This window comes from Stenotrophomonas sp. (assembly GCF_032103445.1).
In the GTDB taxonomy this organism is placed as follows: Bacteria; Pseudomonadota; Gammaproteobacteria; order Xanthomonadales; family Xanthomonadaceae; genus Stenotrophomonas.
Genome location: NZ_DAMDFR010000069.1, coordinates 1 through 23,659, shown reverse-complemented (window position 1 = coordinate 23,659; position 23,659 = coordinate 1). Strand labels below are relative to the sequence as shown.

Annotated in this window: 21 protein-coding genes; 18 read left to right on the top strand and 3 right to left on the bottom strand. The window is 67.0% G+C overall.

Annotation, left to right across the window (positions count from 1 at the left end; translation table 11 throughout):
• Nucleotides 1-113: 113 nt before the first annotated feature.
• From nth to rnt, 15 genes are all read left to right on the top strand, one after another.
• Nucleotides 114-788: an endonuclease III gene (gene nth, locus RT551_RS18070; RefSeq protein WP_313461083.1), complete on the top strand. Its 675-nt coding sequence runs from the start codon at nucleotides 114-116 to the stop codon at nucleotides 786-788.
• A 182-nt stretch (nucleotides 789-970) separates the two neighbouring features.
• Nucleotides 971-2,182 carry an OprO/OprP family phosphate-selective porin gene (locus tag RT551_RS18065; protein WP_313461081.1) on the top strand — a complete coding sequence of 404 codons (1,212 nt, stop codon included), beginning with the start codon at nucleotides 971-973 and terminating at the stop codon, nucleotides 2,180-2,182.
• 277 nt (nucleotides 2,183-2,459) lie between these two features.
• Nucleotides 2,460-3,479: a phosphate ABC transporter substrate-binding protein PstS gene (pstS, locus tag RT551_RS18060; RefSeq protein WP_313461079.1), complete on the top strand. Its 1,020-nt coding sequence runs from the start codon at nucleotides 2,460-2,462 to the stop codon at nucleotides 3,477-3,479.
• Between the two features lie 289 nt (nucleotides 3,480-3,768).
• The gene (pstS, locus tag RT551_RS18055; RefSeq protein WP_311190733.1) at nucleotides 3,769-4,860 is read left to right on the top strand and encodes a phosphate ABC transporter substrate-binding protein PstS; all 1,092 of its coding nucleotides are present in this window, start codon (nucleotides 3,769-3,771) and stop codon (nucleotides 4,858-4,860) included.
• A 171-nt stretch (nucleotides 4,861-5,031) separates the two neighbouring features.
• The gene (gene pstC / locus RT551_RS18050) at nucleotides 5,032-6,000 is read left to right on the top strand and encodes a phosphate ABC transporter permease subunit PstC (protein WP_313461077.1); all 969 of its coding nucleotides are present in this window, start codon (nucleotides 5,032-5,034) and stop codon (nucleotides 5,998-6,000) included.
• Nucleotides 6,000-6,863: a phosphate ABC transporter permease PstA gene (gene pstA / locus RT551_RS18045; RefSeq protein WP_313461075.1), complete on the top strand. Its 864-nt coding sequence runs from the start codon at nucleotides 6,000-6,002 to the stop codon at nucleotides 6,861-6,863. The genes pstC and pstA overlap by 1 nt, the downstream gene beginning before the upstream one ends.
• A gap of 19 nt (nucleotides 6,864-6,882) precedes the next feature.
• Nucleotides 6,883-7,707, top strand: coding sequence for a phosphate ABC transporter ATP-binding protein PstB (gene pstB, locus RT551_RS18040; protein WP_313461087.1), 825 nt, complete (start codon nucleotides 6,883-6,885; stop codon nucleotides 7,705-7,707).
• Between the two features lie 89 nt (nucleotides 7,708-7,796).
• A complete protein-coding gene (gene phoU / locus RT551_RS18035) occupies nucleotides 7,797-8,504 on the top strand; it encodes a phosphate signaling complex protein PhoU (RefSeq protein WP_311190730.1) in 708 nt (235 codons plus the stop codon).
• Between the two features lie 134 nt (nucleotides 8,505-8,638).
• Entirely contained in the window at nucleotides 8,639-8,989 is a 351-nt protein-coding gene (locus RT551_RS18030; protein WP_313461072.1) for an RcnB family protein, read from the top strand.
• A 131-nt stretch (nucleotides 8,990-9,120) separates the two neighbouring features.
• Nucleotides 9,121-9,702 (top strand): sigma-70 family RNA polymerase sigma factor, encoded by a 582-nt coding sequence (locus tag RT551_RS18025; RefSeq protein ID WP_313461071.1) that lies wholly within the window; start codon nucleotides 9,121-9,123, stop codon nucleotides 9,700-9,702.
• 80 nt (nucleotides 9,703-9,782) lie between these two features.
• Nucleotides 9,783-10,130, top strand: coding sequence for a hypothetical protein (locus RT551_RS18020; protein ID WP_313461069.1), 348 nt, complete (start codon nucleotides 9,783-9,785; stop codon nucleotides 10,128-10,130).
• A 55-nt stretch (nucleotides 10,131-10,185) separates the two neighbouring features.
• On the top strand, nucleotides 10,186-10,992 hold the full coding sequence (locus RT551_RS18015) for a DUF692 domain-containing protein (RefSeq protein WP_313461085.1): 807 nt from the start codon (nucleotides 10,186-10,188) through the stop codon (nucleotides 10,990-10,992).
• The gene (locus RT551_RS18010; RefSeq protein ID WP_313461067.1) at nucleotides 10,989-11,741 is read left to right on the top strand and encodes a putative DNA-binding domain-containing protein; all 753 of its coding nucleotides are present in this window, start codon (nucleotides 10,989-10,991) and stop codon (nucleotides 11,739-11,741) included. Before RT551_RS18015 ends, RT551_RS18010 begins: the two co-directional genes overlap by 4 nt.
• 76 nt (nucleotides 11,742-11,817) lie before the next feature.
• A complete protein-coding gene (locus tag RT551_RS18005; RefSeq protein WP_313461065.1) occupies nucleotides 11,818-12,468 on the top strand; it encodes a DoxX family protein in 651 nt (216 codons plus the stop codon).
• A 123-nt stretch (nucleotides 12,469-12,591) separates the two neighbouring features.
• Entirely contained in the window at nucleotides 12,592-13,185 is a 594-nt protein-coding gene (gene rnt, locus RT551_RS18000; protein WP_311193791.1) for a ribonuclease T, read from the top strand.
• A 127-nt stretch (nucleotides 13,186-13,312) separates the two neighbouring features.
• Here the strand turns inward: rnt and RT551_RS17995 are convergent, their stop codons facing one another.
• The 3 genes from RT551_RS17995 to RT551_RS17985 form a co-directional block, all read right to left on the bottom strand.
• Nucleotides 13,313-16,339, bottom strand: coding sequence for a two-component regulator propeller domain-containing protein (locus RT551_RS17995; protein ID WP_313461064.1), 3,027 nt, complete (start codon nucleotides 16,337-16,339; stop codon nucleotides 13,313-13,315).
• A gap of 138 nt (nucleotides 16,340-16,477) precedes the next feature.
• Nucleotides 16,478-17,890 carry an ATP-binding protein gene (locus RT551_RS17990; protein WP_313461062.1) on the bottom strand — a complete coding sequence of 471 codons (1,413 nt, stop codon included), beginning with the start codon at nucleotides 17,888-17,890 and terminating at the stop codon, nucleotides 16,478-16,480.
• Entirely contained in the window at nucleotides 17,887-18,615 is a 729-nt protein-coding gene (locus RT551_RS17985; RefSeq protein ID WP_313461060.1) for a response regulator transcription factor, read from the bottom strand. The genes RT551_RS17990 and RT551_RS17985 overlap by 4 nt, the downstream gene beginning before the upstream one ends.
• Before the next feature lie 202 nt (nucleotides 18,616-18,817).
• Here RT551_RS17985 and RT551_RS17980 point away from each other — a divergent pair, with 202 nt between their 5' ends.
• From RT551_RS17980 to RT551_RS17970, 3 genes are read left to right on the top strand one after another with little or no spacing between them, the layout of a single operon-like run.
• Nucleotides 18,818-20,050 (top strand): efflux RND transporter periplasmic adaptor subunit, encoded by a 1,233-nt coding sequence (locus RT551_RS17980; protein WP_313461058.1) that lies wholly within the window; start codon nucleotides 18,818-18,820, stop codon nucleotides 20,048-20,050.
• Complete coding sequence (locus RT551_RS17975) at nucleotides 20,047-22,017, top strand: MacB family efflux pump subunit (RefSeq protein WP_313461056.1); 1,971 nt, start codon at nucleotides 20,047-20,049, stop codon at nucleotides 22,015-22,017. The genes RT551_RS17980 and RT551_RS17975 overlap by 4 nt, the downstream gene beginning before the upstream one ends.
• A gap of 2 nt (nucleotides 22,018-22,019) precedes the next feature.
• Entirely contained in the window at nucleotides 22,020-23,435 is a 1,416-nt protein-coding gene (locus tag RT551_RS17970; protein ID WP_313461054.1) for a TolC family protein, read from the top strand.
• Nucleotides 23,436-23,659: the final 224 nt, after the last annotated feature.

Below are 23,659 nucleotides of genomic sequence, written 5' to 3'. Positions count from 1 at the left end.
GACGCCCGGCGCGCGCCCCCTGCCCCCACCCCCGACCTCAAACCCGCCCTGCCCGCCGCTGCCGCCGCCATTCTGGCGCGGGCCAAGGCCAAGGCCGCCGGAAAACCGACCTGATGCCCCCTGCAACCAAGGCTGCGCCGCGCAGCGCGCGCATGCCCAAAGCCGACGTGGTGGAAATGTTCACCCGCCTTCGTGAACTCAATCCGCATCCGAAAACCGAGCTGGAATACACCACGCCGTTTGAACTGCTGGTCGCCGTGGCGCTGTCCGCGCAGGCCACCGACGTCGGCGTGAACAAGGCCACCCGCAAACTGTTTCCCGTGGCCAACACGCCGCAGGCGATCCTTGCACTGGGCGAAGAGGGCCTGAAGAAATACATCGCCACCATCGGCCTGTTCAACGCCAAGGCGAAGAACGTGATCGCCACCTGCCGCCTGCTGATCGAACAGCATGGGGGCGAAGTGCCGCGCGACCGCGCCGCGCTGGAGGCACTGCCGGGCGTGGGCCGCAAGACCGCCAACGTGGTGCTCAACACTGCCTTCGGCGAACCGGTGATGGCCGTGGACACCCACATCTTCCGGGTTGCCAACCGCACCGGCCTGGCCCCGGGCAAGGACGTGCGCGCGGTTGAAGACCTGCTGGTGAAGGTGATTCCGGCCGAGTTCCTGCTCGACGCCCATCACTGGCTGATCCTGCACGGCCGCTATGTGTGCAAGGCGCGCAAGCCGGACTGCCCGCAGTGCGTGATCCGCGACCTGTGCCGCTTCAAGCAGAAAACCGCCGCCTGAACCGGGCGGCGTGACTGCCATCTGCGCGCAATCGCGCAGTCATCTGGCTCTGGCATCAATGGCAGCCCTTGACGGCGTGTGGCTCCGTGCCGGTGCCGTATTGTCTGGAACTGTCACATTTACGCAATCTTCACGATCTAGCCTGCGCAGCATCTTCCCACCTGCCTGCAAGGCTCCTCTCCATGAAACTGCATCGCCAACTCCTCACTGCGGCCGTGGTCGCCGCGCTGTACGTGCCGGCCGCCCACGCCGAAGTGGCCATCGACGTGATCGGTGGTTCGGAGATCACCTTTGAAGGCCTGGTCCAGGCCGACGGTAACTGGTTCGACAACGATGTGACCGACCTCAACGGCGGCGACGCAGCGAACGGCAAGGACAGCGAGTTCGAACTGCGCCGCGCCGAGCTGGTGCTCAAGGGCAAGGGCCCGGGCAACCTGGAATGGGTCGTCGGTTACGACGCCAAGGCCGACAAGTTCCTCGACACCAACGTCAAGTACAAGCTGGGCGGCAACTCCAACCACTTCATCCAGGCCGGCCAGTTCAAGCAGCCCAACAGCCTGGAAGAACTGTCCAGCACCAAGAACAACGACTTCATCTCCAAGGCTGCGGTCACCAACACCTACGCGGTCGCCCGTCGTCTGGGTGGTGCCTACAGCTACGGTGACAACAACTGGTCGATCACCGCCGCCGCCTTCGGCCGCGAGCTGACCCGCAACCTGGCCCACGGCAGCGGCTACGGCGCACGTGGTACCTGGGCTCCGATCAATGAGAAGGGCCAGGTCCTCCACTTCGGCCTGAGCTATGTCGACTACGACACCGACGCCGACACCCTGCGCGTGCGTGCCCGTCCGAATGCCGACCTCGCCACCGCGCGCCTGGTCGACAGCGGCAACATGACCGACACCGACAAGGTCAGCACCCTGGGTGCAGAAGCGATGTACATCGGCGGTCCGTTCAAGGCCCAGGCCGAGTACTACACCAGCAAGGCCAAGCGCATGACGCGCGACAACTACACCAGCGACGGCTTCTATGTCAGCGGCGTGTGGAACATCACCGGCGAAACCTGGGGCTACAAGAGCGGCGTGCCGAGCACCGGCCTGCCGGACGAGCCGGGCCGCGGCATGTGGCAACTGGGCGCGCGTTACGACTCGATGAACCTGGACGATGGCAACCTGACCACCAACCCGGTCGCCGGTCGCCCGCCGATCGTCGACGGCGTGCTGGGTGGCAAGATGGACATCTGGACCGTGGGCGTGAACTACTACTGGCGCTCCAACACCAAGTTCATGCTGAACTACGTGATGGTGGACAGCAAGAAGTACAGCTCGACCAGCCGTACCTTCGTCAATGATGACCCGAACATCCTGGAAGCGCGTCTGCAGTTCTTCTGGTAAGTCCGGGTAGCTGGTTGTAATAAAAAGGGCGCAGCTTGGGCTGCGCCCTTTTCGCGTTTTCGATTTGGGGTCATGCGTTACCGGGCGTTGGCGCGTTCACGGCCGTCGTCTTGCGACCGACGCTACCCCATCCCACCCTGCCGCCCGACGTCAAACGGCCGCACATCACCGATGTCACACCTGCGTCATATGACAGTCGCTGCGCTGTCATTGAATCGTTATGGAATGAGCGCCGGGCGGGACACCCCGCACCGTCATCCATCCCAGGAGCCACCCCGTGATCCACGCCTTCAAGTCGCGCCTTGCCGTTGCCGTCATCGCCGCGTCGTCCGTGTTTGCCGCCAATGCCGCCGATGTCACCGGCGCAGGCGCATCGTTCATCTATCCGGTCATGTCCAAGTGGTCGGCCGACTACAACGCCGCCACCGGCAAGAAGGTCAACTACCAGTCGATCGGTTCCGGCGGCGGTATCGCCCAGATCAAGGCCAAGACCGTCGACTTCGGCTCGTCCGACGCTCCGCTGAAGCCGGAAGAACTGGCCGCTGCCGGCCTGGCCCAGTTCCCGTCGGTGATCGGCGGCGTGGTACCGGTGGTCAACGTGGCCGGCGTCGCCCCGGGCGCGCTGAAGCTGGACGGCCCCACCCTGGCGAACATCTTCCAGGGCAAGGTCAAGACCTGGAACGACCCGGCGATTGCCGCGCTGAACCCGGGCGTCACCCTGCCGAACCAGAAGATCACCGTCGTGCACCGTTCCGACGGTTCGGGCACCACCTTCAACTTCGTCAACTACCTGTCCAAGGTCAGCCCGGAGTGGAAGAGCAAGGTCGGTGAAGGCACCTCGGTGCAGTGGCCGGTCGGCATCGGCGGCAAGGGCAACGAAGGCGTCGCCGCTTACGTGAAGCAGATCAAGGGCGGCATCGGCTACGTCGAACTGTCCTATGCCCTGCAGAACAAGCTGGCCTACACCGCCATGAAGAACGCCGCCGGCAAGATCGTGCAGCCGAGCGACGCCTCCTTCTCGGCCGCTGCTGCCAGCGCCGACTGGGCCAACGCCAAGGACTTCTACCTGGTCATGACCAACGCCCCGGGTGCTGAAGCGTGGCCGATCACCGCCACCAACTTCATCCTGATGCAGAAGCAGCCGAAGAACGCCGCCGGTGCCAAGGCCAGCCAGGAGTTCTTCCGCTGGATTTACAAGAACGGCGACGCCCAGGCCAAGCAGCTGGACTACGTGCCGCTGCCGGACTCGCTGGTCAAGCAGATCGACACCTACTGGTCGCAGAACCTGAAGTACTGATGGACCCGGTCACGACCAACGGTCGTGACCTACCGGAACAAGGCAACGGTGCCGGCAGGTCCTCTCTCCCCCTGCCGGCACCCCCGGGCGCGGATCATCTGATCCGCGCTTTTTTGTTTCAGGCACCCGCCCGGCCGCCTCTCGCTTTCAGCCATTTATCCGCGTAAGCCATTGTTTCAACAGGCATTACCCCACAACCGGCAGGTGCGTCATACGGCTGTAACAAAAACATCATTTCATAGCAGCGTCAGCCGGCCAGCCCGGCCCTTTTCCCGCTATGGAGTGACGCATGAAACTGCAATCGGCCGGCTTCGCCGCCCTTTCCCTGGCCATCGCCCTGGGCCTGTCCGCCTGCAAGCCGGCTGCTGAAGGCCAGGCCACCGCCCCGGCGGCCGACGCCCCCGCTGCTGCCCCGGCGGCTGGCGACAAGATCAGCGCCGAGATCTCCGGTGCCGGCGCTTCCTTCATCTTCCCGCTGGTGTCCAAGTGGTCGGCTGACTACAACGCCGCCACCGGTGCCAAGGTCAACTACCAGTCGATCGGTTCGGGTGGCGGCATCGCCCAGATCAAGGCCGGCACCGTCGACTTCGGTTCCTCCGACAAGCCGCTGTCCAGCGAAGAGCTGGCCCAGGCCGGCCTCGGCCAGTTCCCGTCCGCCATCGGCGGCGTGGTGCCGGTGGTCAACATTGAAGGCCTGGAAGCCGGCAAGCTGCGCCTGAGCGGCGCGCTGCTGGCCGACATCTTCCTGGGCAAGGTCAAGACCTGGAACGACCCGGCCATCGTCGCCGCCAACCCGGGCGTAAAGCTGCCCGACGGCAAGATCACCCTGGTCCACCGCTCCGACGGTTCGGGCACCACCTTCAACTTCTCCAACTACCTGTCCAAGGTCAGCCCGGACTGGAAGAGCAAGGTCGGCGAAGGCACCTCGGTGCAGTGGCCGGACGGCGTGGGTGGCAAGGGCAACGAAGGCGTGGCCTCGTACGTGAAGCAGATCAAGGGTTCGATCGGCTACGTCGAACTGGCCTACGCCCTGCAGAACGGCATGCCGTACGCCTCGATGCAGAACGCTGCCGGCAACTGGGTGCAGCCGACCGCTGAAACCTTCGCTGCCGCGGCCGCCAGCGCCGACTGGGCCAGCGCCAAGGACTTCAACCTGGTCATCACCAATGCGCCGGGCGACCAGGCATGGCCGATCACCGCCACCAACTTCATGCTGATGCACAAGCAGCCCAAGGATGCCAAGCGCAGCAAGGACACCCTGGCGTTCTTCAAGTGGGCCTTCGAGAACGGCCAGGCCCAGGCCAACGAACTGCACTACGTGCCGCTGCCGGCGGAACTGGTGACCCAGATCGAAGGCTACTGGTCGACCGAGTTCAAATAAGAACGCGGCCCTTGGGCCCCTTTGCGTAGTGCCGGGCTTGCCCGGCATTGCGGACCACCGCAACACCGCGTGCAGCCGGGCAAGCCCGGCTCTACGAACAGCCGGGCAAGCCCGGCTCTACACAGCGTCATTCCCTGCATCGCTCCACAACCCCGGGCCCTCGCCTTTCCCATGAATGCCATCGCCCAGCCTGTACCTGCACCGTCCACACGCGACCTGCGTGATGCCCGCAATGACAAGATCTTCAAAGGGGTGCTGGTCGCCACCGTTGTCTTCGTTCTGATTGCGCTGGCCTGCGCGGCACTGTCGATGCTGTGGGGCGGCCGTCATGCCCTGCAGGAGCAGGGCCTGAGCTTCTTCTATTCCTCCGAATGGAATCCGGTGGAAAACAAGTTCGGCGCGCTTGCGCCGATCTACGGCACCCTGGTCACCGCGCTGATCGCGATGCTGATCGCCGTACCGGTGAGTTTCGGCATTGCCTTCTTCCTTACCGAAGTGGCTCCGCGCTGGATGCGCGGCCCGGTCGGTACCGCCATTGAACTGCTGGCCGGCATTCCGTCGATCATCTACGGCATGTGGGGCCTGTTCGTGCTGGTGCCGGTGATGACCGAATATGTCACCCCTACCCTCAACGAAACCCTGGGCGAATGGCCGCTGATCGGCCCGCTGTTCCAGGGGCCTCCGCTGGGCATCGGCATCCTCACCGCCGGCTTCGTGCTGGCGATCATGGTCATTCCGTTCATCTCCTCGGTGATGCGCGAAGTGTTCCTGACCGTGCCGACCCGCCTGAAGGAATCCGCCTATGCACTGGGTTCCACCAAGTGGGAAGTCAGCTGGGACATCGTGCTGCCCTACACCCGCTCGGCGGTGATCGGCGGTGTCTTCCTCGGCCTCGGCCGCGCCCTCGGTGAAACCATGGCGGTGGCCTTCGTGATCGGCAACAGCGTGCGCCTGTCGCCGTCGCTGCTGGAACCGGGCACCACCATTGCCGCACTGATCGCCAACGACTTCGGTGAAGCCACCGAGACCTACCGCTCGGCGCTGCTGCTGCTCGGCTTCGTGCTGTTCATCGTGACCTTCGTGGTGCTGGCGATTGCCCGCCTGATGCTGATGCGCCTGGCCCGCAAGGAGGGCAACTGATGTCCACCGCCGCTGATTCGCTGTACCTGCGCCGTCGCATCGGCAACGTCGTGGCCATCGCCCTGTCGGTGGCCACCGCGCTGTTCGGTCTGTTCTTCCTGGGCTGGATCCTGTGGACGCTGGCGGCCAAGGGCCTGGCCGGCATCAACTGGAACCTGTTCACCCAGATGACCCCGCCGCCGATGCAGGAAGGCGGCCTGGCCAATGCCTTCTTCGGCAGCGCGGTGATGTGTGCGCTGGCCATTGCCATCGGCACCCCGCTGGGTGTGCTGGCCGGCACCTGGCTGGCCGAGTACGGCAACGCCCGCAAGGCCGGCACCGTGGTCCGCTTCGTCAATGACATCCTGCTGTCGGCCCCGTCGATCGTGCTTGGCCTGTTCGTATACACCCTGTACGTGATGCAGACCGGCGGCAACTTCTCCGCGTTCGCCGGCGCGCTGGCCCTGGCCTTCATCGTGCTGCCGGTGGTGGTGCGCACGACCGATGAAATGCTGCGCCTGGTGCCCTCGCAGATGCGCGAAGCCGCCCTGTCGCTGGGTATCCCGCAGTGGAAAGTGATTGTGCAGGTGCTGTACCGCAGTGCTTCGGCCGGCATCGTCACTGGCATCCTGCTGGCGCTGGCCCGCATTTCCGGCGAAACCGCCCCGCTGCTGTTCACCGCCTTCGGCAACCAGTACTGGAACAGCAACGTGTTCCAGCCGATGGCCAGCGTGCCGGTGGTGATGAACCAGTTCGCCGGCAGCCCCTATGAATCCTGGCAGACCCTGGCCTGGGCCGGTGCCCTGGTGCTGACCCTGTTCGTGCTGCTGGTCAGCCTGACCGCCCGCGGCATCCTGCTGCGCAACCGTATCTCCCATGACTGACTTTTCCGCGGACATCGCCATGAACGATCTCTCCAACGCCAACCCGATGCGCATCGCGGTGCCGACCTCGCAGGCAGAACTGCATGCGGCCCCGACCAAGCTTGCCGCGCGCGGTCTGGACTTCTACTACGACAAGTTCCACGCGCTGAAGAACATCAACCTGGAGATTCCGGAAAAGCGCGTCACCGCGCTGATCGGTCCCTCCGGCTGCGGCAAGTCGACCCTGCTGCGCATCTTCAACCGCATCTACGCGCTGTACCCGAAGCTGGAAGCCAAGGGTGAAGTGCTGCTGGATGGCGAGAACATCCTGTCGCCGAAGTACCCGATGAACCGCCTGCGCAGCAAGGTCGGCATGGTGTTCCAGAAGCCGGTGCCGTTCCCGATGACCATCTTCGAGAACGTTGCCTACGGCATCCGTCACCACGAAAAGCTGTCCAAGGCGGACATGAACGACCGCGTCGAGCAGGCCCTGCGCCAGGGTGCGCTGTGGGACGAGGTGAAGGACAAGCTCAACCAGAGCGCGCTGGGTCTGTCCGGCGGCCAGCAGCAGCGTCTGTGCATCGCCCGTGCGGTGGCCCTGCGCCCGGATGTGCTGTTACTGGACGAACCGACCTCGGCGCTGGATCCGATCTCGACCAGCCGCATCGAGCAGCTGGTGGAAGAGCTCAAGCACGATTACACCATCGTCATCGTGACCCACAACATGCAGCAGGCGGCGCGTGTGTCCGACTACACCGCCTTCATGTACCTGGGCGATCTGATCGAGCACGACCGTACTGAAGTGATCTTCTCGCAGCCGAACAAGCAGCAGACCGAGGATTACATCACCGGGCGGTTTGGTTAAGCGTCGTCGCGCGGTTCAACATTCCAGCCGGGCATGGCCCGGCTCTACCTCCCCATCAGCCGGGCAAGCCCGGCTCTACGGAAACCGACATGAGCATTCCCAACGACCACATCGTCAAGAGCTACGACGAAGAACAGCAGCGGCTGGTGGCCGAGATCGTGCGCATGGGCGAGATGGCCGTCGCCCAGCTGGAAGCATCGATGGACGTCATCGAGAAGCGTGATGACCATGCCGCCCAGCGCATCATCGCCAACGATGAAGCCATCGATGCACTGGAACAGCAGATCAGCCACGACGTGATGCGCCTGGCGCTGCGTGGCCCGATGGCGCGCGACCTGCGCGAGATCCTGGCCGGCCTGCGCATTCCGGCCGACATCGAACGCATCGGTGACTACGCTGCGAACGTGGCAAAGCGCTCGATCGCGCTCAGCAAGGCTCCGCCGCTGCCGCAGATCCAGGGCCTGCGGGCGCTGGGCCGGCTGGCCGCGCAGCAGGTGCGCCGTGCCATCGAAGCCTACCGCGACAACGACGCCGTGGCCGCGCTGGCACTCCGCGATGACGATGCCCGCCTGGACGCGCAGTACACCGCGCTGTTCCGCGAGCTGCTCACCTACATGATGGAAGACCCGCGCAACATCACGCCGTGCACGCATCTTCTGTTCATGGCCAAGAACCTGGAGCGCGTGGGTGACCACGCCACCAACATCGCCGAGAACGTGTGGTTCCTGGTGCATGGCGAGCAGGCACTGCCGCCGCGCGAGAAGCGCGACGAGACCAGCAGCGCCGGACAGATCTGACCGATCGCCGGAAGCGCGTTACACGCTGTTACAGGCCGATACCCCGGTATCGGCCTTTTTAATTGCCTATTCAGCAAAAAAATTCCACTCTGGACCTGCGTTCCAACCGACGCGTCGCACACAGAGGGATTGCCATGAAACGATTGATCGCTGCCTCGCTCGCCCTGAGTCTGCTGGCTGCCACCGGCTCGGCCTTTGCCGCCCCCGGCCATCATGACGACCGCAATCGCTACGACCGTCACGACCAGCGTCATGATCACCGCGACGACCGCCGGGGTCCTTCGCATGGCCACGCCTACAAAGCCCCGCCGAAGCGCGGTGGCTACCTGCCCCGCGACCACCGCGGCAGCTACGTGCGTGATTACCATCGCCACGGCCTGCGCGCTCCGGCACGCGGCCAGGAATGGCGTCAGGTCGATGGGCGTTACGTGCTGATCGCCGTCGCCACCGGTCTGATTGCGAATGTGGTGCTCAACGGCCGCTGAGGTCCGCGCCAGTAACGTCCGACCCCGCATCCCGCGTCGGCCTGTGCCGGCGCGGGATGTTCGTTTTTTGACGGAATCGACTCGCTTCGCCGCCTGTGCTTTTTGCCTGAACCGTTGCTGTCAGGACCAGTATGCGCCGCGCATCCGATTCCCTGCCCTGCGCCTCTTATCCTGTGCCACTGACACACAGGAACTCCGCCGCGATGCAACATCTCTGCCCGCTCGAACTCGCTGCCGCCCATCGCGGTGACCGGGATGCGCTCGAACGGGTGCTGGGCCAGTCACGCCAGCATCTGCGCCGGTACGCCGAATATCACTGCGTCATCAACGACGTCGAAGATGCGGTGCAGGAAAGCCTGATCACCGTGTCGCGACGACTGACCGGCCTGCGCGTGCTCGAATGCTTCACCTCGTGGGCCTTCCGCATCGTCAAGCGCGAATGCAACCGGCTCAAGCGCGCCCGCTGCCACTGGCAGCATGAAGAACTGCGCGAGGAAATCCTGCCGCCCGCTCCGCGCGATACCGAGGAACTGCGGCGCGACTGCGCCGCCGCGCTGGAGTCTCTGCCCGCGCATTACCGCGAAGTCATCCTGCTGCGCGACCTGGAAGGGCTGTCCATTGCCGAAATGGCGGACCAGCTGCTGACCACCCCCGACACCATCAAAGCCCGGCTGCATCGTGCCCGCGTCATGGCGCGCGAATACCTGGCCTGATGTTCCCCGCGTGCCGCGATTGCGGCATGCTCCCCTCCGCACCACCCCGGCTTTTCCGGACCTTTCAAGGAGTAGTTCCCATGAGCAAGATCCACACCCGCGTTTCCCTGCTGACCTGTGCTGCCCTGGCCGGCGGCCTTGGCCTGGCGGGCACGGCCTCGGCCTTCTCGATGACCGACCTGGCCCAGGGCTACGCCCTGGCCGCGCAGGCCGCCCCCAAGGCCGAGGCCAAGGCCGCCGAAGGCAAGTGTGGTGAAGGCAAGTGCGGCTCCAGCCACGCCAAGCCCGCCGACAAGAAGCCGGCCGAGGGCAAGTGCGGTGAAGGCAAGTGCGGAGCCGACAAGGCCAAGGCCGCGCCCAAGCCCGCCGCCCAGAAGAAGGGCAGCGAGGGCAAGTGCGGCGAAGGCAAGTGCGGTGCCTCGCACTGACGCCACGCCCCCGCGTCACCACGCCCCACCGCCGCTGCCAGCGGCGGCGGTGGGACTGGGACTGCGCCGGGCGCTGCTGGACGACCTCGAACGCGCCGCGCCGGGCGACCTCGATTTCCTGGAGTGCGCGCCGGAAAACTGGATCGGCCTCGGCGGGCTGTGGGCCGAACGCCTGCAGGCGCTCAGCGCCCGCTATCCCCTGACCTGCCACGGCCTGTCGCTGTCGCTCGGCGGCAGCGCGCCGCTGGACCTGGCCTTCATCGACCAGGTCGGGGCCTTCCTGCGCCAGCACAATGCCGTGCTGTACAGCGAACACCTCAGCTACTGCAGCGACGACGGTCATCTGTATGACCTGCTGCCGCTGCCGTTCACCGACGAAGCGGTGCGCCACACCGCCGCGCGCATCGTCCAGGTGCAGGACCGTCTGGGCCGGCGCATCGCGGTGGAGAACGTGTCGACCTACCTCACCCCGCATGCGGCGATGAGCGAACTGGACTTCACTCTCGCGGTGCTTGCAGAGGCCGACTGCGACCTGCTGCTGGACGTCAACAATGTGTACGTCAACGCCACCAATCATGGCTATGACGCCGCCGCCTTCATCGACGGCCTGCCCGCGGAACGGGTGGTCTGCATGCATGTGGCCGGCCATTACGACGAAAGCCCGCAGCTGAAGATCGACACCCACGGCGGCCCGGTGATCGACCCGGTGTGGGCGCTGCTGCGCCAGGCCTGTGCCCGTTTCAGTCCGCGCCCGACCCTGCTGGAGCGCGACTTCAACTTCCCGCCGTATGCCGAGTTGCGCGAGGAACTGGCCCAGGTGCGGCGCATCCTCCAGCAGGCACCGCACCGGGAGGCGGCATGAGCGATACCCTGCGCGCGCAACAGCATGCACTGACCGCGCATCTGCGCGACCCCGGGCGGCAGCCGGCTCCGGCCGGCCTCGATGACACCCGCCTGCAGGTTTACCGCGATCTGCTGTTCAACAATCTGCAGGCGCTGCTGGCGGGCAGTTTTCCGGTGCTGCTGCAGGTGTTGGACGCCACCGAATGGGACGCGCTGTGCCGACGCTACTTCGCCGACTACCGCTGCAGCTCACCACTGTTCACCGAACTGGCCGCCGAGTTTGTCGGCTGGCTGCAGACCTGCGACGACCTGCCGCGTCCGTTCCTGGCCGAGCTGGCGCACTACGAGTGGGTCGAACAGGCCCTGCAGGGCAGCACAGCCGACCCGCTGCCGGCGGCACCGCCCGGCACCGATCCGTGGACATCCGTCCTGCAGGTATCCGGCCTGGCCTGGCCGCTGGGCTACCACTGGCCGGTGCAGCAGCTGGGCCGCGATCACCAGCCCGTGCAGCCGCCCGCGCAGGCGACCTTCCTGCTGGCCCGGCGCGTGGCCGGCGGCGAGGTGGTGTTCGCGACACTCAGCGCATTGGCCTGGCAGTTGCTGGAACAGATCGGCAGCGGCACCCCAGACTCCGGCGGCGAGCACCTGCAGGCACTGGCGGCGCAGCACGGCCTTTCGCCGGCACAGATTGAAGCGGAGGGGCGGGCGCTGCTGGCCCAGCTGCTGGCCGCTGACGTGATTGGACCGGTATTGCCGACGCCCGGCTGAACAACCGCGCAGGCCGGCGCATCCTTCGTACTGCGCCGGTCCTCTTGTAGGAACACTCCTACCTGAGATTGCGCTGATGCCCTCACTGTTCCAGACCACGCGTGCGCTGCACGCCCATCTCCACGCCCTGGGCCGCTGGCTCGCTCCACTGGGCCTGCGCCTGCTGCTGGCCTGGGAATTCTTCGAATCCGGCCGCGAGAAGTGGCAGGGCAGCAACTGGTTCGACGACATCCAGGCCGGCTTTCCGCTGCCGCTGCGCTGGTTGCCGTCCGCGCTCAACTGGCAGCTGGCCACGTGGATGGAGCTGGTCGGGGCGCTGATGCTGCTGCTGGGACTGGCGACCCGGACCACGGCCGCAGCACTGATCGGGCTGACCGTGGTGGCCACGGCCGCCGTGCACTGGCCCACGCAGTGGGACTCGCTGGCCGAGCTGGCTCAGGGCTATGCCATCACCGACCAGGGCTTTGGCAACTTCAAGCTGCCGCTGCTGTACGTGGTGATGCTGCTGCCGTTGCTGCTCAACGGCCCCGGGGCGTTGAGTCTGGATGCGTGGTGGCAGCGCCATCCGCTGGCGCGCGTGGCCAGCACGCCGCGCAGCTGGGGCCTGCTGGCTGCCGCCGTGGCCCTGCCGCTGTCCTGGCTGCTGCCGGCTGCCGCGCTGGGCCTGCTGCTGGCGGCAGGGGTCCTGTTGCTGGTGGCCTGCAACACCCAGCAGGCATCGGCATGAACGCTGCCATGAAAGGGGCCGTCAGGGTGCCTCTGCTAGACTTCCGCCATGACCATTCCCCTGCCCCCGTCTGCAGCCACGCCCGTGGATGCTGCTGCCTCGCCGTCTGTCGCCCAGCGCCAGATGGCCACCCGCTTCCGTGGTTTTCTGCCGGTAGTGGTGGACGTGGAAACCGGCGGTTTCGACTGCCACCGGCACGCGCTGCTGGAAATCGCCGCCGTGCCCATCGAAATGGACGACGAGGGCCTGCTGTACCCGGGCCAGACCGCCAGTGCGCACGTGGTGCCGGCGGAAGGACTGGAGATCGATCCGAAGTCGCTGGAAGTGACGGGCATCATCCTCGACCACCCGTTCCGGCTGGCGAAGAGCGAACACGATGCGCTGGACCACGTGTTCAATCCGGTCCGCGCGGCGATGAAGAAGTACGGCTGCCAGCGCGCGATCCTGGTCGGGCACAACGCGCATTTCGACCTGGGCTTCGTCAACGCGGCGGTGAACCGGGTCGGGCACAAGCGTAATCCGTTCCATCCGTTCAGCGTGTTCGACACGGTGACGTTGGCGGGCGTGGCCTACGGGCAGACCGTGCTGGCCCGTGCCGCCACGGCGGCCGGGCTGGGCTGGGATGCCAATGAGGCGCACAGCGCGGTGTATGACACCGAGCAGACGGCGAAGCTGTTCTGCAAGATCGCCAACGGGTGGCCGCGTCCTGCGGTGTGAGATTGCGTTGACGCGCATGGCGCGTCACTACAGGTCGCCCGACCAAGGGTCGTAGTGACACGCCATGCGTGTCAACGCCATGATCCTGCGTTCGCGGCCACGCCATGCGTGTCAACGCAACGTCGGATCAACCGATCGCCGTGCGATCTCTGCCTTCGCTCTTGGCCCGATACAGCGCCCGGTCGGCACGCTGATACAGCAGCATCGGCGTGCGATCCGCGGCATCCAGCTCGACAAGGCCCGCACTGAAGGTCACCTTCAGCCCTGGAATGCCCGCCCAGTCCGGATGATCGTGGAACAACCCGCGCAATCGCGCGCACACGTGCGCGGCTTCACCGAGGCGGGTGTCGTTGAGCAGCAGGGTGAACTCTTCGCCACCGGTGCGCGCGGGCATGTCCGAATCGCGGCAGGCGGAGGCGATCAGGCGCGCCACTTCCACCAGCACCACGTCGCCGACGCTGTGGCTGTGGGTGTCGTTCACGTCCTTGAAGTGATCGATGTCCAGCACTACCAGACACAGCGGATGGCCACTGCGCTGCGAACGGGCGAAGTCGCGCGCCAGGGTTTCGTCGAAGGCGCGGCGGTTGGGCAGGCCGGTCAACGCGTCTTCGCGCGCCTGCCGTTCGAACTGCTCGGACTGCAGCTTGAGGCGGTCGGCCAGCTGGGTCTTTTCCTGGTTCAGCGCCTGCAGGTTCGCGGTCTGCGCCTGCAGGTCGCGGGTGGCCTCGTCGACCTTGCGCGCCAGGCGCAGGTTGCTGGCCTTGTAGCGGTCGATCAGATAGCGGTACAGCGCGATCAGCCCCGCCAGCAGCAACAGGCCACCGATGATCTGCACGCTGCGGCGCTGCCACAGGAACGGCTTGACCGTGAACGACCAGGTGGCTTCGCTGCCACTCCAGGTGCCGCCCGGATGCGCGGCCGACACATGCAGGGTGTACTCACCCGGCGGCAGCCCGATGAACTCGACGCTGCGCTGCTGGCCGCGCTCGATCCAGCCGCTGTCCAGGCCGTCCAGCCGGGTGCGGTAACGGATGCGCTCGGACATCAGGTAGCTCAGGCCCACGTAGCTGATGCTCAGCCGGCCGCCACCCGGCAGCGCGTTGTGGTTGCTGCCCTGCCAGTGCAGCGGCACGCCATCCACCAGTACCGATTCAATCACCGCTGGCGGAGCGAGCCGCTCGCGGAAGCGTTGCAGGCGCAGCGGATCAACCGTGCTCAGGCCGCCGGCGGTGACCACCCAGAAGGTGCCGTCCTGACGCAGGATCGCCGACGGGCCGGAACTGCCGTTGGCCTGTGAGTTGGCCATGCCGTCGATTTCGTTGTAGTGCTCGACCTCGAGCCGGCGCTGGGTGCCGTCGGCCACGGCATTGAGCATGGCCATGTCGGTGCGCAGCACGCCCCGGTTGCTGCTGATCCACACATTGCCAACCCGGTCGGGCACCAGCTGGAACACCGTATCCACCGGCATGCCCTGCTCCAGCCCGACCCGCGACAGACGGTCGTCCTGGTAGCGATATAGACCGCGGTCGGTGCTGATCCACATCGCATCGCCGACCTGCTGGAAACCGAACACGCTGCGGCCACCGCCCAGCGCGCTCAGGTCGATGGACTGCACGTGGTCGCCGCGCAGCACGCGCACGCCTTCGATGGTGCCGATCCAGAGGTCGCCTTCGCCGTCATGCGCCAGCGCGGTGATCAGGCCGGTCGGCATGCCCGCTACCGCCGGCACGCTGACCCGTTCGCCCTCGATCCGCGCCACGCCCTTCTGGGTGCCGGCCCAGACCACGCCGTTGCGGTCCACGGCGATCGCCCGGATGTTGCCGCCCGGCACGCCCTGGCCTTCGCCAAACTGCCGCCGCGTGTGGCCCTGCGCATCCAGCTGGAAGATGCCGTCGCCGAACGTCCCCGCCCACAGGTCGTCGTTGCGGCCCTGCGCCAGGCTCAGCACCGACGGCGGCTTGCCCCCGCTGTTGCGCAGCCCGACCGGATGGAACACGCCCTGGCTGTCGCGGCGGTCCAGGCCGCTGGCGCTGCCCACCCAGAGCTGCCGCTGGCGGTCTTCGAGCACGGTACGCACGTAGTCGCCGCTGAGTCCGTCGCGTTCGGTGAAGCTGCTGAACAACGTTTCGCGCAGGCGGTACAGGCCGCCGTTGGCCCCGACCCAGATGCTGCCTTCCGCGTCCTCGCGCAGGCTCACCACCCGCCCGCCGGGCAGGTTCAGGCCGGCCGGCAGGCGCTCCAGCCCGTGCCGGGACAGCCGTACCAGGCCCTGATTCTCGGTGCCCAGCCACAGATCACCGTGGCGGTCCTGCAGCATGGCGGTGATGTGCTGGATGCCGCTGAGCTGGTGCTGCAGTTCCGGCACCCCGTCCACCATACGGTAGATGCGGTCGCCGGCCACGATCCACAGCACCCCATCGGGTGCCCGGTAGGGCCAGACCAGGCCGCGGCCCAGGCCGAAGCTTTCCGGTGCACGCCGCAGCACGCCGTCAGTGCCACGCACCACCAGCCCGTCCAGGGTGCCCACCCAGACCCGGTCCTGTGCGTCGACCACCAGCTTGGTGAAGCTCAGCGCCATCGGCACGCCAGGCGGCGGAGCCTCGTAGTGGAACTGGCCATCCGGGGCCAGGGTGCCGATGCCGTTGCCCTCGTACAGCAGCCAGAGCTTGCCGTGGCTGTCCATCTGCATGGCCTGGATCAGCACCTGCGGTGCCGGCGGCCGGCGCTCGAATACCTGCCAGCGGCCATCCGCGCTGCGCCGGGTGACGTTGCCGCGCGAATCGCTGATCCACAGCCCGCCGTTGCGGTCCACGTACAGCGCGCCGACCCCGTTGTCGCGCAGGCCCGGGCGGGTGCTGCGGTCGAACACGGTGAAATCCAGGCCGTTGTAGCGCACCAGGCCTTCCCAGGTGGCGAACCAGAGGTGGCCTTCCGGGGTCTGCGCGATATCCCGCAGCGAGTTGTGCGGCAGGCCGTTGCGCGAGGTCCAGACGTCGATGGCGTAGTCGCGCAGCGGCGGCGGCCCGTCCTGGGCCAGCACGGCCCCGGGCAGCCCACACCACAGGCACGCCAACAGCAGCGCCGTGAGCAGGCGCTGCCAGAGGCTGTCGGGTTGTACCGGCCGCCACCGGGTGTCGCGCCCCCTTTCCGTCATCCGCACGAACCGGGCGAAAGACGGAAGCGAGACGTCACGCGGTGCGGGCAGCCGTGGGCAAAGGGCGCACTCATGCAGCAGATGCTGGCGTGGGGTTGCCAATAGTAGGCAAAACCGCGGCCCTTTGCTTCGTGAATCTCAGCCCGGACGCTGGGCCGAGGCCCAGGCCGGTGCCGGCCAGTGCACCACGGCCTCCAGCCCGCCCTGCGGGTGGTTGCGCAGCACCAGCCGCGCGCCATCCTTCTCGGCCAGCGCGCGGGCAATGGTCAGGCCCAGCCCGGCTCCGCCGGTTTCGCGCGAACGCGAGGTCTCCAGCCGCACGAACGGGTCGAACACCGCCTCCAGCTCGTCCTCGGCCAGGCCCGGGCCCTGGTCGCGGACGCGCACTGTGACGCCGTCCGCGCCCTCCTCGACCCGCACCTGCGCCGCGTGGCCATAGCTGACCGCGTTATCGACCAGGTTCGAGAACAGCCGGTGCATGGCCAGCGGGCGCAGCATCAGCACCGCGCCGCTGCCCTGCTCGAAGCTCGCCTCGGCACCGGCCTCGGCGGCGTCCTCGACGATGCTCTCCAGCAGCGAGTCCAGATCCAGCGCGGCGCGCTGCTCGGCGCTCTCCGCGCTGCGGGCCAGCTCCAGGCCCTCGCGAATCAGCGCCTGCATGGCGGCCAGATCGCCGATCAGGCGCTCGCGCAGGGCGTCGTCGGTCACGTTCTCCAGGCGCAGGCGCAGGCGGGTCACCGGGGTCTGCAGGTCGTGGGTGATCGCCGCCAGCATCTGGGTGCGTTCGCCCAGCGTGCGCTGCAGGCGGGTCTGCATGGCGTTGAAGGCTTCCGCAGCGCGCTGCACCTCCAGCGGGCCGGTCACCGGCATCGGTTCGCGCTGCAGGTCGTCGCCCAGTGCGGTGGCCGCCGCGGCCAGCCGTTGCAGCGGTGCACTGGCCATGCGTGCGACCACGTACGCCAGTACGCCGATCGCCAGCACCAGCAGGGTCAGGAACAGCGGGTCCACCGCCAGGATGCCGTTATGGGCCACCGCCGGCGACTCCAGCGCCAGCGACAGCTGGGTGCCGTCGCTCAGCGGCAACTGCACCGCGCGGCACTTGGGCGGAATGAAGGCCGGATCGCGCTCATGCGGCGGCTTGCGCCCGGCCTGTGGCGGCGGGGGCGGCGGCAGCAGTTCCTGCGCCTTGGGCAGGCAGGAACGGAACGAGGTGAAGTGCACCGTGGCATGCGCCACTGCACCCGGGCGGTCTTCCAGCACCGCCATGAAGGCGGTGTCCTCGCGCCCCAGGCGCGCATCTTCGGGCAAACTGCGCACCGCCGGGCCACCGACCTGCAACAGCCGGCCGCGCAGCTCCGGATCACCGTCAAGCAGGTTGACGAAGCCCTGCAGCCGGTCGGCCAGGCGATTGAGGTTCTGCCGCTCGAACTCCTGTTGGCGCTTGGCACCGGCCAGCATGGTCGCGCCAATGGCGGCCACGCTCATGCCCAGCAGCAGGATCACGAACAGACGCCCCACCATCGAGGCGAAGAAGCCGCGCAGACGTTTCATTCGAGGGTGACCGCCGTTGCCAGCACGTAGCCTTCATTGCGCACCGTTTTGATCAGCCCGTCGCTGCCGCCGTCACCGCCCAGCTTGTTGCGCAGGCGGCTGACCTGCAGGTCGATGGCGCGGTCCTGCGACTCGTAGTTGCGGCCGCTGCTGAGCGACACCAGCTGCTCGCGCGACAGCACCTTGTTGGCGTGGCCGACGAACACCCGCAGCAGACGAAACTCGGCCCCGGACAGCACCACCACGCGCCCGTCCGGGTCGACCAGATGGCGGTGTTCCAGGTCGAAGGTCCACTGCGAGAAGCGCGCGCGGCGAATGGCCAGCGGCTCCAGATTGGCCGGAAGTGCCTCGGTCCGGCGCAGCACGTTGCGGATCCGCGCCAGCAGCTCGCGCGGCTCGAACGGCTTGCCCAGGTAATCGTCCGCGCCCATTTCCAGGCCCAGCACGCGGTCAATCGGCTCGCTGCGCGCGGTGAGCATGATCACCGGCGTGCTGGAGCGCGCGCGCAGATCACGACACAGGGTGAGCCCGTCTTCGCGCGGCAGGTTGAGGTCCAGCACGATCAGGTCCACGTGCTCGCGTTCGAGCACCTGGCGCATGCCGTGGCCGTCGCTGGCGGTGCTGACCTGGTAGCCGGCACGGCCGAGCTGTTCGGCCAGCAGCTGGCGGATGTCATTGTCGTCATCGACGATCAACAGGCGTTGCATCGTGGGTATGGTCTCCATGCGTCCATGATCCCCTGTCGGGAGCTGAACCGCATCCTCGGGTTTGCGTCGGCGTGTTTCAAGCGTTGCCGCTGATACACGGCGACATGTTTTTCTTCGGCAGTGGTTACGTGCAGTTACACAGCGAGCGTTGAGCCAGCAGACCCCGCTCTTCACAATGCTGACAACGCCGCATGTCGGCCTGCCGAGTTGAGCCCCCATCGTGAAGCCCCGCCTGCCTACTACCCGCCGCGGCCGCGTGCTGCTGCTGATCATTGCCGCCCTCGTCGTGGCCGGGATTGTCGCATGGACCCTGCGCAAGCCGGCCGCGCCCACCCTGGCCACCAGCCCGGTCACCCGGGGCGACCTGGAACAGACGGTCGAAGCCACCGGCGTGATTGACGCCTACAAGCTGGTCAGCGTGGGTGCGCAGGCCTCGGGCCAGATCAAGTCACTGAAGGTGCAGCTGGGCGACACGGTCAAGGAAGGCGACCTGATCGCCGAGATCGACGCCACCACCCAGCAGAACCAGGTGCAGAACGCCGAGGCCTCGCTGGAACAGGTCCGCGCGCAGCGCGCCGTGCAGCAGGCCAGCCTGCGCGAGGCCGAGCTGGAATTCGCGCGGCAGAAGCAGATGCTGGAGGCCGAAGCCACCTCGCGCGCCGAGTACGACACCGCCGAGGCCCAGCTGAAGACCGCGCGCGCGCAGATCCAGTCGTACGACGCGCAGATCAAGGGGCGCGAGACCGAACTCGGCACCGCGCGCGCCAACCTGGCCTACACCCGCATCACCGCGCCGATGGACGGCACCGTGGTCGCAGTGGTGGCCGAAGAAGGCCGTACCGTCAACGCCAACCAGACCGCACCGACCATCGTGATGCTGGCACGGCTGGACCTGGTGACGGTCAATGCCGAAGTGTCTGAAGCCGATGTGGTCAAGATCAAGGCCGGCATGCCTGTGTACTTCACCACCCTGGGTGACCCCGACCGCAAGTACCACGGCACCCTGCGCCAGATCAATCCGGCTCCGTCGTCGATTGCCAATGAAAGCTCGAGCAGCTCCAGCTCGTCCAGTTCCAGCTCCAGCTCGGCGGTGTACTACAACGCGCTGTTCGACGTGGAAAACCCGGACGGCACCCTGCGCATCGACATGACCGCGCAGGTGTCGGTGATGCTCAAGCAGGCCAAGGGCGTGCTGACGGTGCCCTCGGTGGCACTGGGTCCGAAGAGCCGCGACGGCCAGTACCTGGTGCGGGTGGTCAACGCCGACGGCATGCCGGAACCGCGCAAGGTCAAGATCGGCATCAACAACGGGGCCAACGCCGAAGTGCAGTCGGGCCTGGAGGAAGGCGACAAGGTCGTGGTCGGCGAAGGCGGCACGGCGTCCGCCAGCGGCAGCAGCAATCGGGGTCCGCAGATCCGCATGGGCGGCCCGGGCATGGGGCCGCGCCGATGAAAGGCCCATCCGCCGCTACGCCGCTGCTGCGGCTGCGCGACCTGCGTCGCGAGTTTCCGGCAGGCGATGAAACCATCGCGGTGCTGCGCGACGTCAACCTGGACATCGCCGCGGGCGAGATGGTCGCCATTGTCGGCCAGTCGGGCTCGGGCAAGTCGACGCTGATGAACATCCTCGGCTGCCTGGACCGCCCCACCCGCGGCAGCTACCAGGTCGCCGGGCGCGAGACCGGGCGCATGCTGCCGGACGAACTGGCCGAGCTGCGCCGCGAGCACTTCGGCTTCATCTTCCAGCGCTACCACCTGCTCGGCGATCTCGACGCGCGCGGCAACGTGGAAGTGCCGGCCGTGTACGCCGGCAGCCCGGGGCCGGTGCGCAGCGCGCGTGCCGAACAGCTGCTGCAGCGGCTGGGCCTCGGCGACCGCATGCAGCACAAGCCGGGCCAGCTCTCGGGCGGCCAGCAGCAGCGCGTGTCGATTGCGCGTGCACTGATGAACGGCGGCGAGGTGATCCTGGCCGACGAACCGACCGGTGCGCTGGACACGAAATCCGGCGAGGAAGTGATGGGCATCCTCGGCGAGCTGCACGCGGAAGGCCACACCATCATCATCGTCACCCACGACATGAGCGTTGCCGAACACGCCCAGCGCATCATCGAGATCCGCGACGGCGAGATCATCGCCGACCGCGCCAATGACAAGGCTCCGCACTACCGCGCGCAGCGCAACGCCACCGTGGCCGCCGGCAAGGGCAACAGCTGGCGGGCCGCGCGCGACCGCTTCACCGAAGCGTTCCGCATGGCCCTGCTGGCGATGAACGCACACCGCCTGCGCACCTTCCTGACCATGCTCGGGATCATCATCGGTATCGCCTCGGTGGTCTCGGTGGTGGCGCTGGGCAATGGCTCGCAGCAGCAGATCCTGCAGAACATCAGCGCGCTGGGCACCAACACCATCGACGTCTACCCTGGTCGCGGCTTCGGTGACATGCGCTCGGGCCGCGTGCAGACGCTCAAGGCCAGCGATGCCGATGCGCTGGCAAAGCAGAGCTACATCGACAGCGCCACGCCCAGCGTGTCCTCGTCGGTGACGGCGCGTTACCGCAACCAGTCGGCCACCGCCCAGGTCAGCGGCGTGGGCGAGCAGTACTTCCGGGTCAAAAGCGTGACCTTGAGTGCCGGCAGCTTCTTTGAAGCCGACGCGATCAAAAGTCTGGCCCAGGTGGCGGTCATCGATGAAAACACCCGCACGCAGTTCTTCCCGAATGGCGAAGATCCGATCGGCCAGGTGATCCTGCTCGGCAATGTGCCGGTGCGCGTGGTCGGCGTGGCCAAGCCGCAGAGCTTCGGCTTCGGCGGCAGCACCAACCTGAGCGTGTGGGTGCCCTACACCACGGTGATGTCGCGCATGCTCGGCCAGAGCCACGTGTCCAGCATCACCGTGCGGGTCGACGATTCCACGCCGATGGACGCGGCGCAGGCGGCCATCTCCAAGCTGCTGATCATGCGCCACGGCACCGAGGACTTCTTCCTCAGCAACAGCGCCGAGATCCGCGAAACCATCGAGCAGACCACCCGCACGATGACCCTGCTGATCAGCGCCATCGCCGCCATCGCGCTGCTGGTGGGCGGGATCGGGGTGATGAACATCATGCTGGTGTCGGTCACCGAGCGTACCCGCGAGATCGGCGTGCGCATGGCAGTGGGCGCGCGGCAGAGCGACATCCGCCAGCAGTTCCTGATTGAGGCGGTGCTGGTGTGCCTGCTCGGTGGCCTGCTCGGCGTGGGTTTGTCGCTGCTGGTCGGGTGGCTGTTCGGCAAGTTCGCGCCCGACTTCCAGATGCTGTTTTCAACCGCGTCGATCGTGGCGGCGTTTGCCTGCTCGAGCTTGATCGGCGTGGCGTTTGGTTTCCTTCCGGCTCGCAATGCAGCCCAACTTGATCCCGTGGAGGCGTTGGCCCGCGAATGAACATGTCCCGTATTTCGAAACAAACCGTGCTGGCTGGCTCCTTGGCGTTGCTGCTGTCGGCCTGCGCCAGTACCGGTCACTACCAGGTGGATGCGCCGACGGTGCCAGCCGCCTATGGCCGTGGCGATGCGCAGATCAACACGCCTACCGAGGCCAGCGTCGACAGCACCGAGGTCGCGCGCACCGATGTGCGCCAGGACACCTGGTGGACCGGCTTCCAGGACCCGCGCCTGGACCGGGTGATCGCCCGTGCCCTGCAGGCGAACACCGACCTGGCCTCGGCCGGCCTGGCGGTGCAGCGTGCACGTCTGCAGGCCGGTCTGGCCGACAACAACCTGTGGCCGCAGCCCTCGGGCAGTGTCAGCAGCAGCGGCAGCCGCGCCATTGACCAGAGCGCGGACTGGAACCGCGGCAGCTCGGCCGGTGTGTCGCTGCAGTGGGAAATCGACCTGTGGGGCCGCCTGCGCACCCAGCGCGACATTGCCCAGTGGGAGGCCCAGGCCACCGAGGAAGATCTGCAGAACACCGCCCTGCTGGTGGTCAGCGACGTCGCCACGCAGTACTGGACGTTGGCCTTCCTCAACCAGTCGATCACGGCCGGCCAGGCCAACCTGGAGCGGCTGGAACGCACCCGCGATCTGGTCCAGGCGCGCTTCGATGCCGGTGCGGTGTCGCGGCTGGAAGTGCGTCAGGCCAGCCAGAGCCTGGAAGCACAGCGATCGGCGCAGAGTGCACTGGAGCAGCAGCGGGTGGTGGCACGCAATGCGCTGACCGTGTTGCTGGATGGCCAGCCATGGCCGCAGGCGGATGAGCCGCAGGTGCTGGAAAGCGTCGGCAGCCCGCCGCTGGCCGAAGGCCTGCCGGCTGAGCTGCTCGGTCGCCGCCCGGACCTGCGCGCGGCCGAACTGCGCCTGCGCAACAGCCTGAAGAACATCAAGGTCACCGCGACCAGCTACTACCCGGCGCTGAGCCTGAGTGGCGGCGTGAACAGCAGTGCGACCTCGCTGTCGGATGTGCTGAGGAATCCGGTGGCCACGCTGGGCGCGGGCCTGTCACTGCCGTTCCTCAACATCCGCCAGGCGCAGCTGGATACGAAGGTGGCGGGCACGGATTACCAGATTGCCGCGAACAGCTTCCGCAGCACGCTGTACACCGCGCTGTCCGAGGTGGACAACGCGTTGTCGGCGCGCACCCAGTTCGCCACGCAGGTAGCGGCGTCTCAGGCGTCGTATGACGAGGCGGTGGAGATCGAGCGCATGTACGAAGTGCGTTATCGCGTGGGCGCGACCGACCTGCGTACGTGGTTGGAGGCGCAGCAGACCCGGCGTGATGCGGAGCTTTCGTTGGCGTCGGTGAAGCAGCGTCAGTTGATCAACGATGTGACGTTGTTCAAGGCGCTTGGGGGAAGCGCGGGGTGATGGATCGCTTCGGCCTGGTCTAAACGTCGGTCAGGTTTACCTGACCGGCGTGGAATAGGCTTCGGATGCTTGTGCCGCGCTGCGCGCGGTTGACGCGCATGGCGCGTCACTACGAATTGCTACGTGCGCAGGACGATCGCGCCGTTCGCCGGGCACGCCCGGCGGGGGCCCGCGTAGATACCGTCTCGCCCCTGCCTATGCAAGGGCGATTTCGGGATCAAACG

What these genes read in the sequence shown, in the direction of transcription:
- nth (WP_313461083.1), top strand. Translation starts at nt 114, where the DNA reads ATGCCCCCTGCAACCAAGGCTGCGCCGCGCAGCGCGCGCATGCCCAAA.
- RT551_RS18065 (WP_313461081.1), top strand. Translation starts at nt 971, where the DNA reads ATGAAACTGCATCGCCAACTCCTCACTGCGGCCGTGGTCGCCGCGCTG.
- pstS (WP_311190733.1), top strand. Translation starts at nt 3,769, where the DNA reads ATGAAACTGCAATCGGCCGGCTTCGCCGCCCTTTCCCTGGCCATCGCC.
- pstC (WP_313461077.1), top strand. Translation starts at nt 5,032, where the DNA reads ATGAATGCCATCGCCCAGCCTGTACCTGCACCGTCCACACGCGACCTG.
- pstA (WP_313461075.1), top strand. Translation starts at nt 6,000, where the DNA reads ATGTCCACCGCCGCTGATTCGCTGTACCTGCGCCGTCGCATCGGCAAC.
- pstB (WP_313461087.1), top strand. Translation starts at nt 6,883, where the DNA reads ATGAACGATCTCTCCAACGCCAACCCGATGCGCATCGCGGTGCCGACC.
- phoU (WP_311190730.1), top strand. Translation starts at nt 7,797, where the DNA reads ATGAGCATTCCCAACGACCACATCGTCAAGAGCTACGACGAAGAACAG.
- RT551_RS18030 (WP_313461072.1), top strand. Translation starts at nt 8,639, where the DNA reads ATGAAACGATTGATCGCTGCCTCGCTCGCCCTGAGTCTGCTGGCTGCC.
- RT551_RS18025 (WP_313461071.1), top strand. Translation starts at nt 9,121, where the DNA reads ATGCGCCGCGCATCCGATTCCCTGCCCTGCGCCTCTTATCCTGTGCCA.
- RT551_RS18020 (WP_313461069.1), top strand. Translation starts at nt 9,783, where the DNA reads ATGAGCAAGATCCACACCCGCGTTTCCCTGCTGACCTGTGCTGCCCTG.
- RT551_RS18010 (WP_313461067.1), top strand. Translation starts at nt 10,989, where the DNA reads ATGAGCGATACCCTGCGCGCGCAACAGCATGCACTGACCGCGCATCTG.
- RT551_RS18005 (WP_313461065.1), top strand. Translation starts at nt 11,818, where the DNA reads ATGCCCTCACTGTTCCAGACCACGCGTGCGCTGCACGCCCATCTCCAC.
- rnt (WP_311193791.1), top strand. Translation starts at nt 12,592, where the DNA reads ATGGCCACCCGCTTCCGTGGTTTTCTGCCGGTAGTGGTGGACGTGGAA.
- RT551_RS17995 (WP_313461064.1), bottom strand. Translation starts at nt 16,339, where the DNA reads ATGACGGAAAGGGGGCGCGACACCCGGTGGCGGCCGGTACAACCCGAC.
- RT551_RS17990 (WP_313461062.1), bottom strand. Translation starts at nt 17,890, where the DNA reads ATGAAACGTCTGCGCGGCTTCTTCGCCTCGATGGTGGGGCGTCTGTTC.
- RT551_RS17985 (WP_313461060.1), bottom strand. Translation starts at nt 18,615, where the DNA reads ATGGAGACCATACCCACGATGCAACGCCTGTTGATCGTCGATGACGAC.
- RT551_RS17975 (WP_313461056.1), top strand. Translation starts at nt 20,047, where the DNA reads ATGAAAGGCCCATCCGCCGCTACGCCGCTGCTGCGGCTGCGCGACCTG.
- RT551_RS17970 (WP_313461054.1), top strand. Translation starts at nt 22,020, where the DNA reads ATGTCCCGTATTTCGAAACAAACCGTGCTGGCTGGCTCCTTGGCGTTG.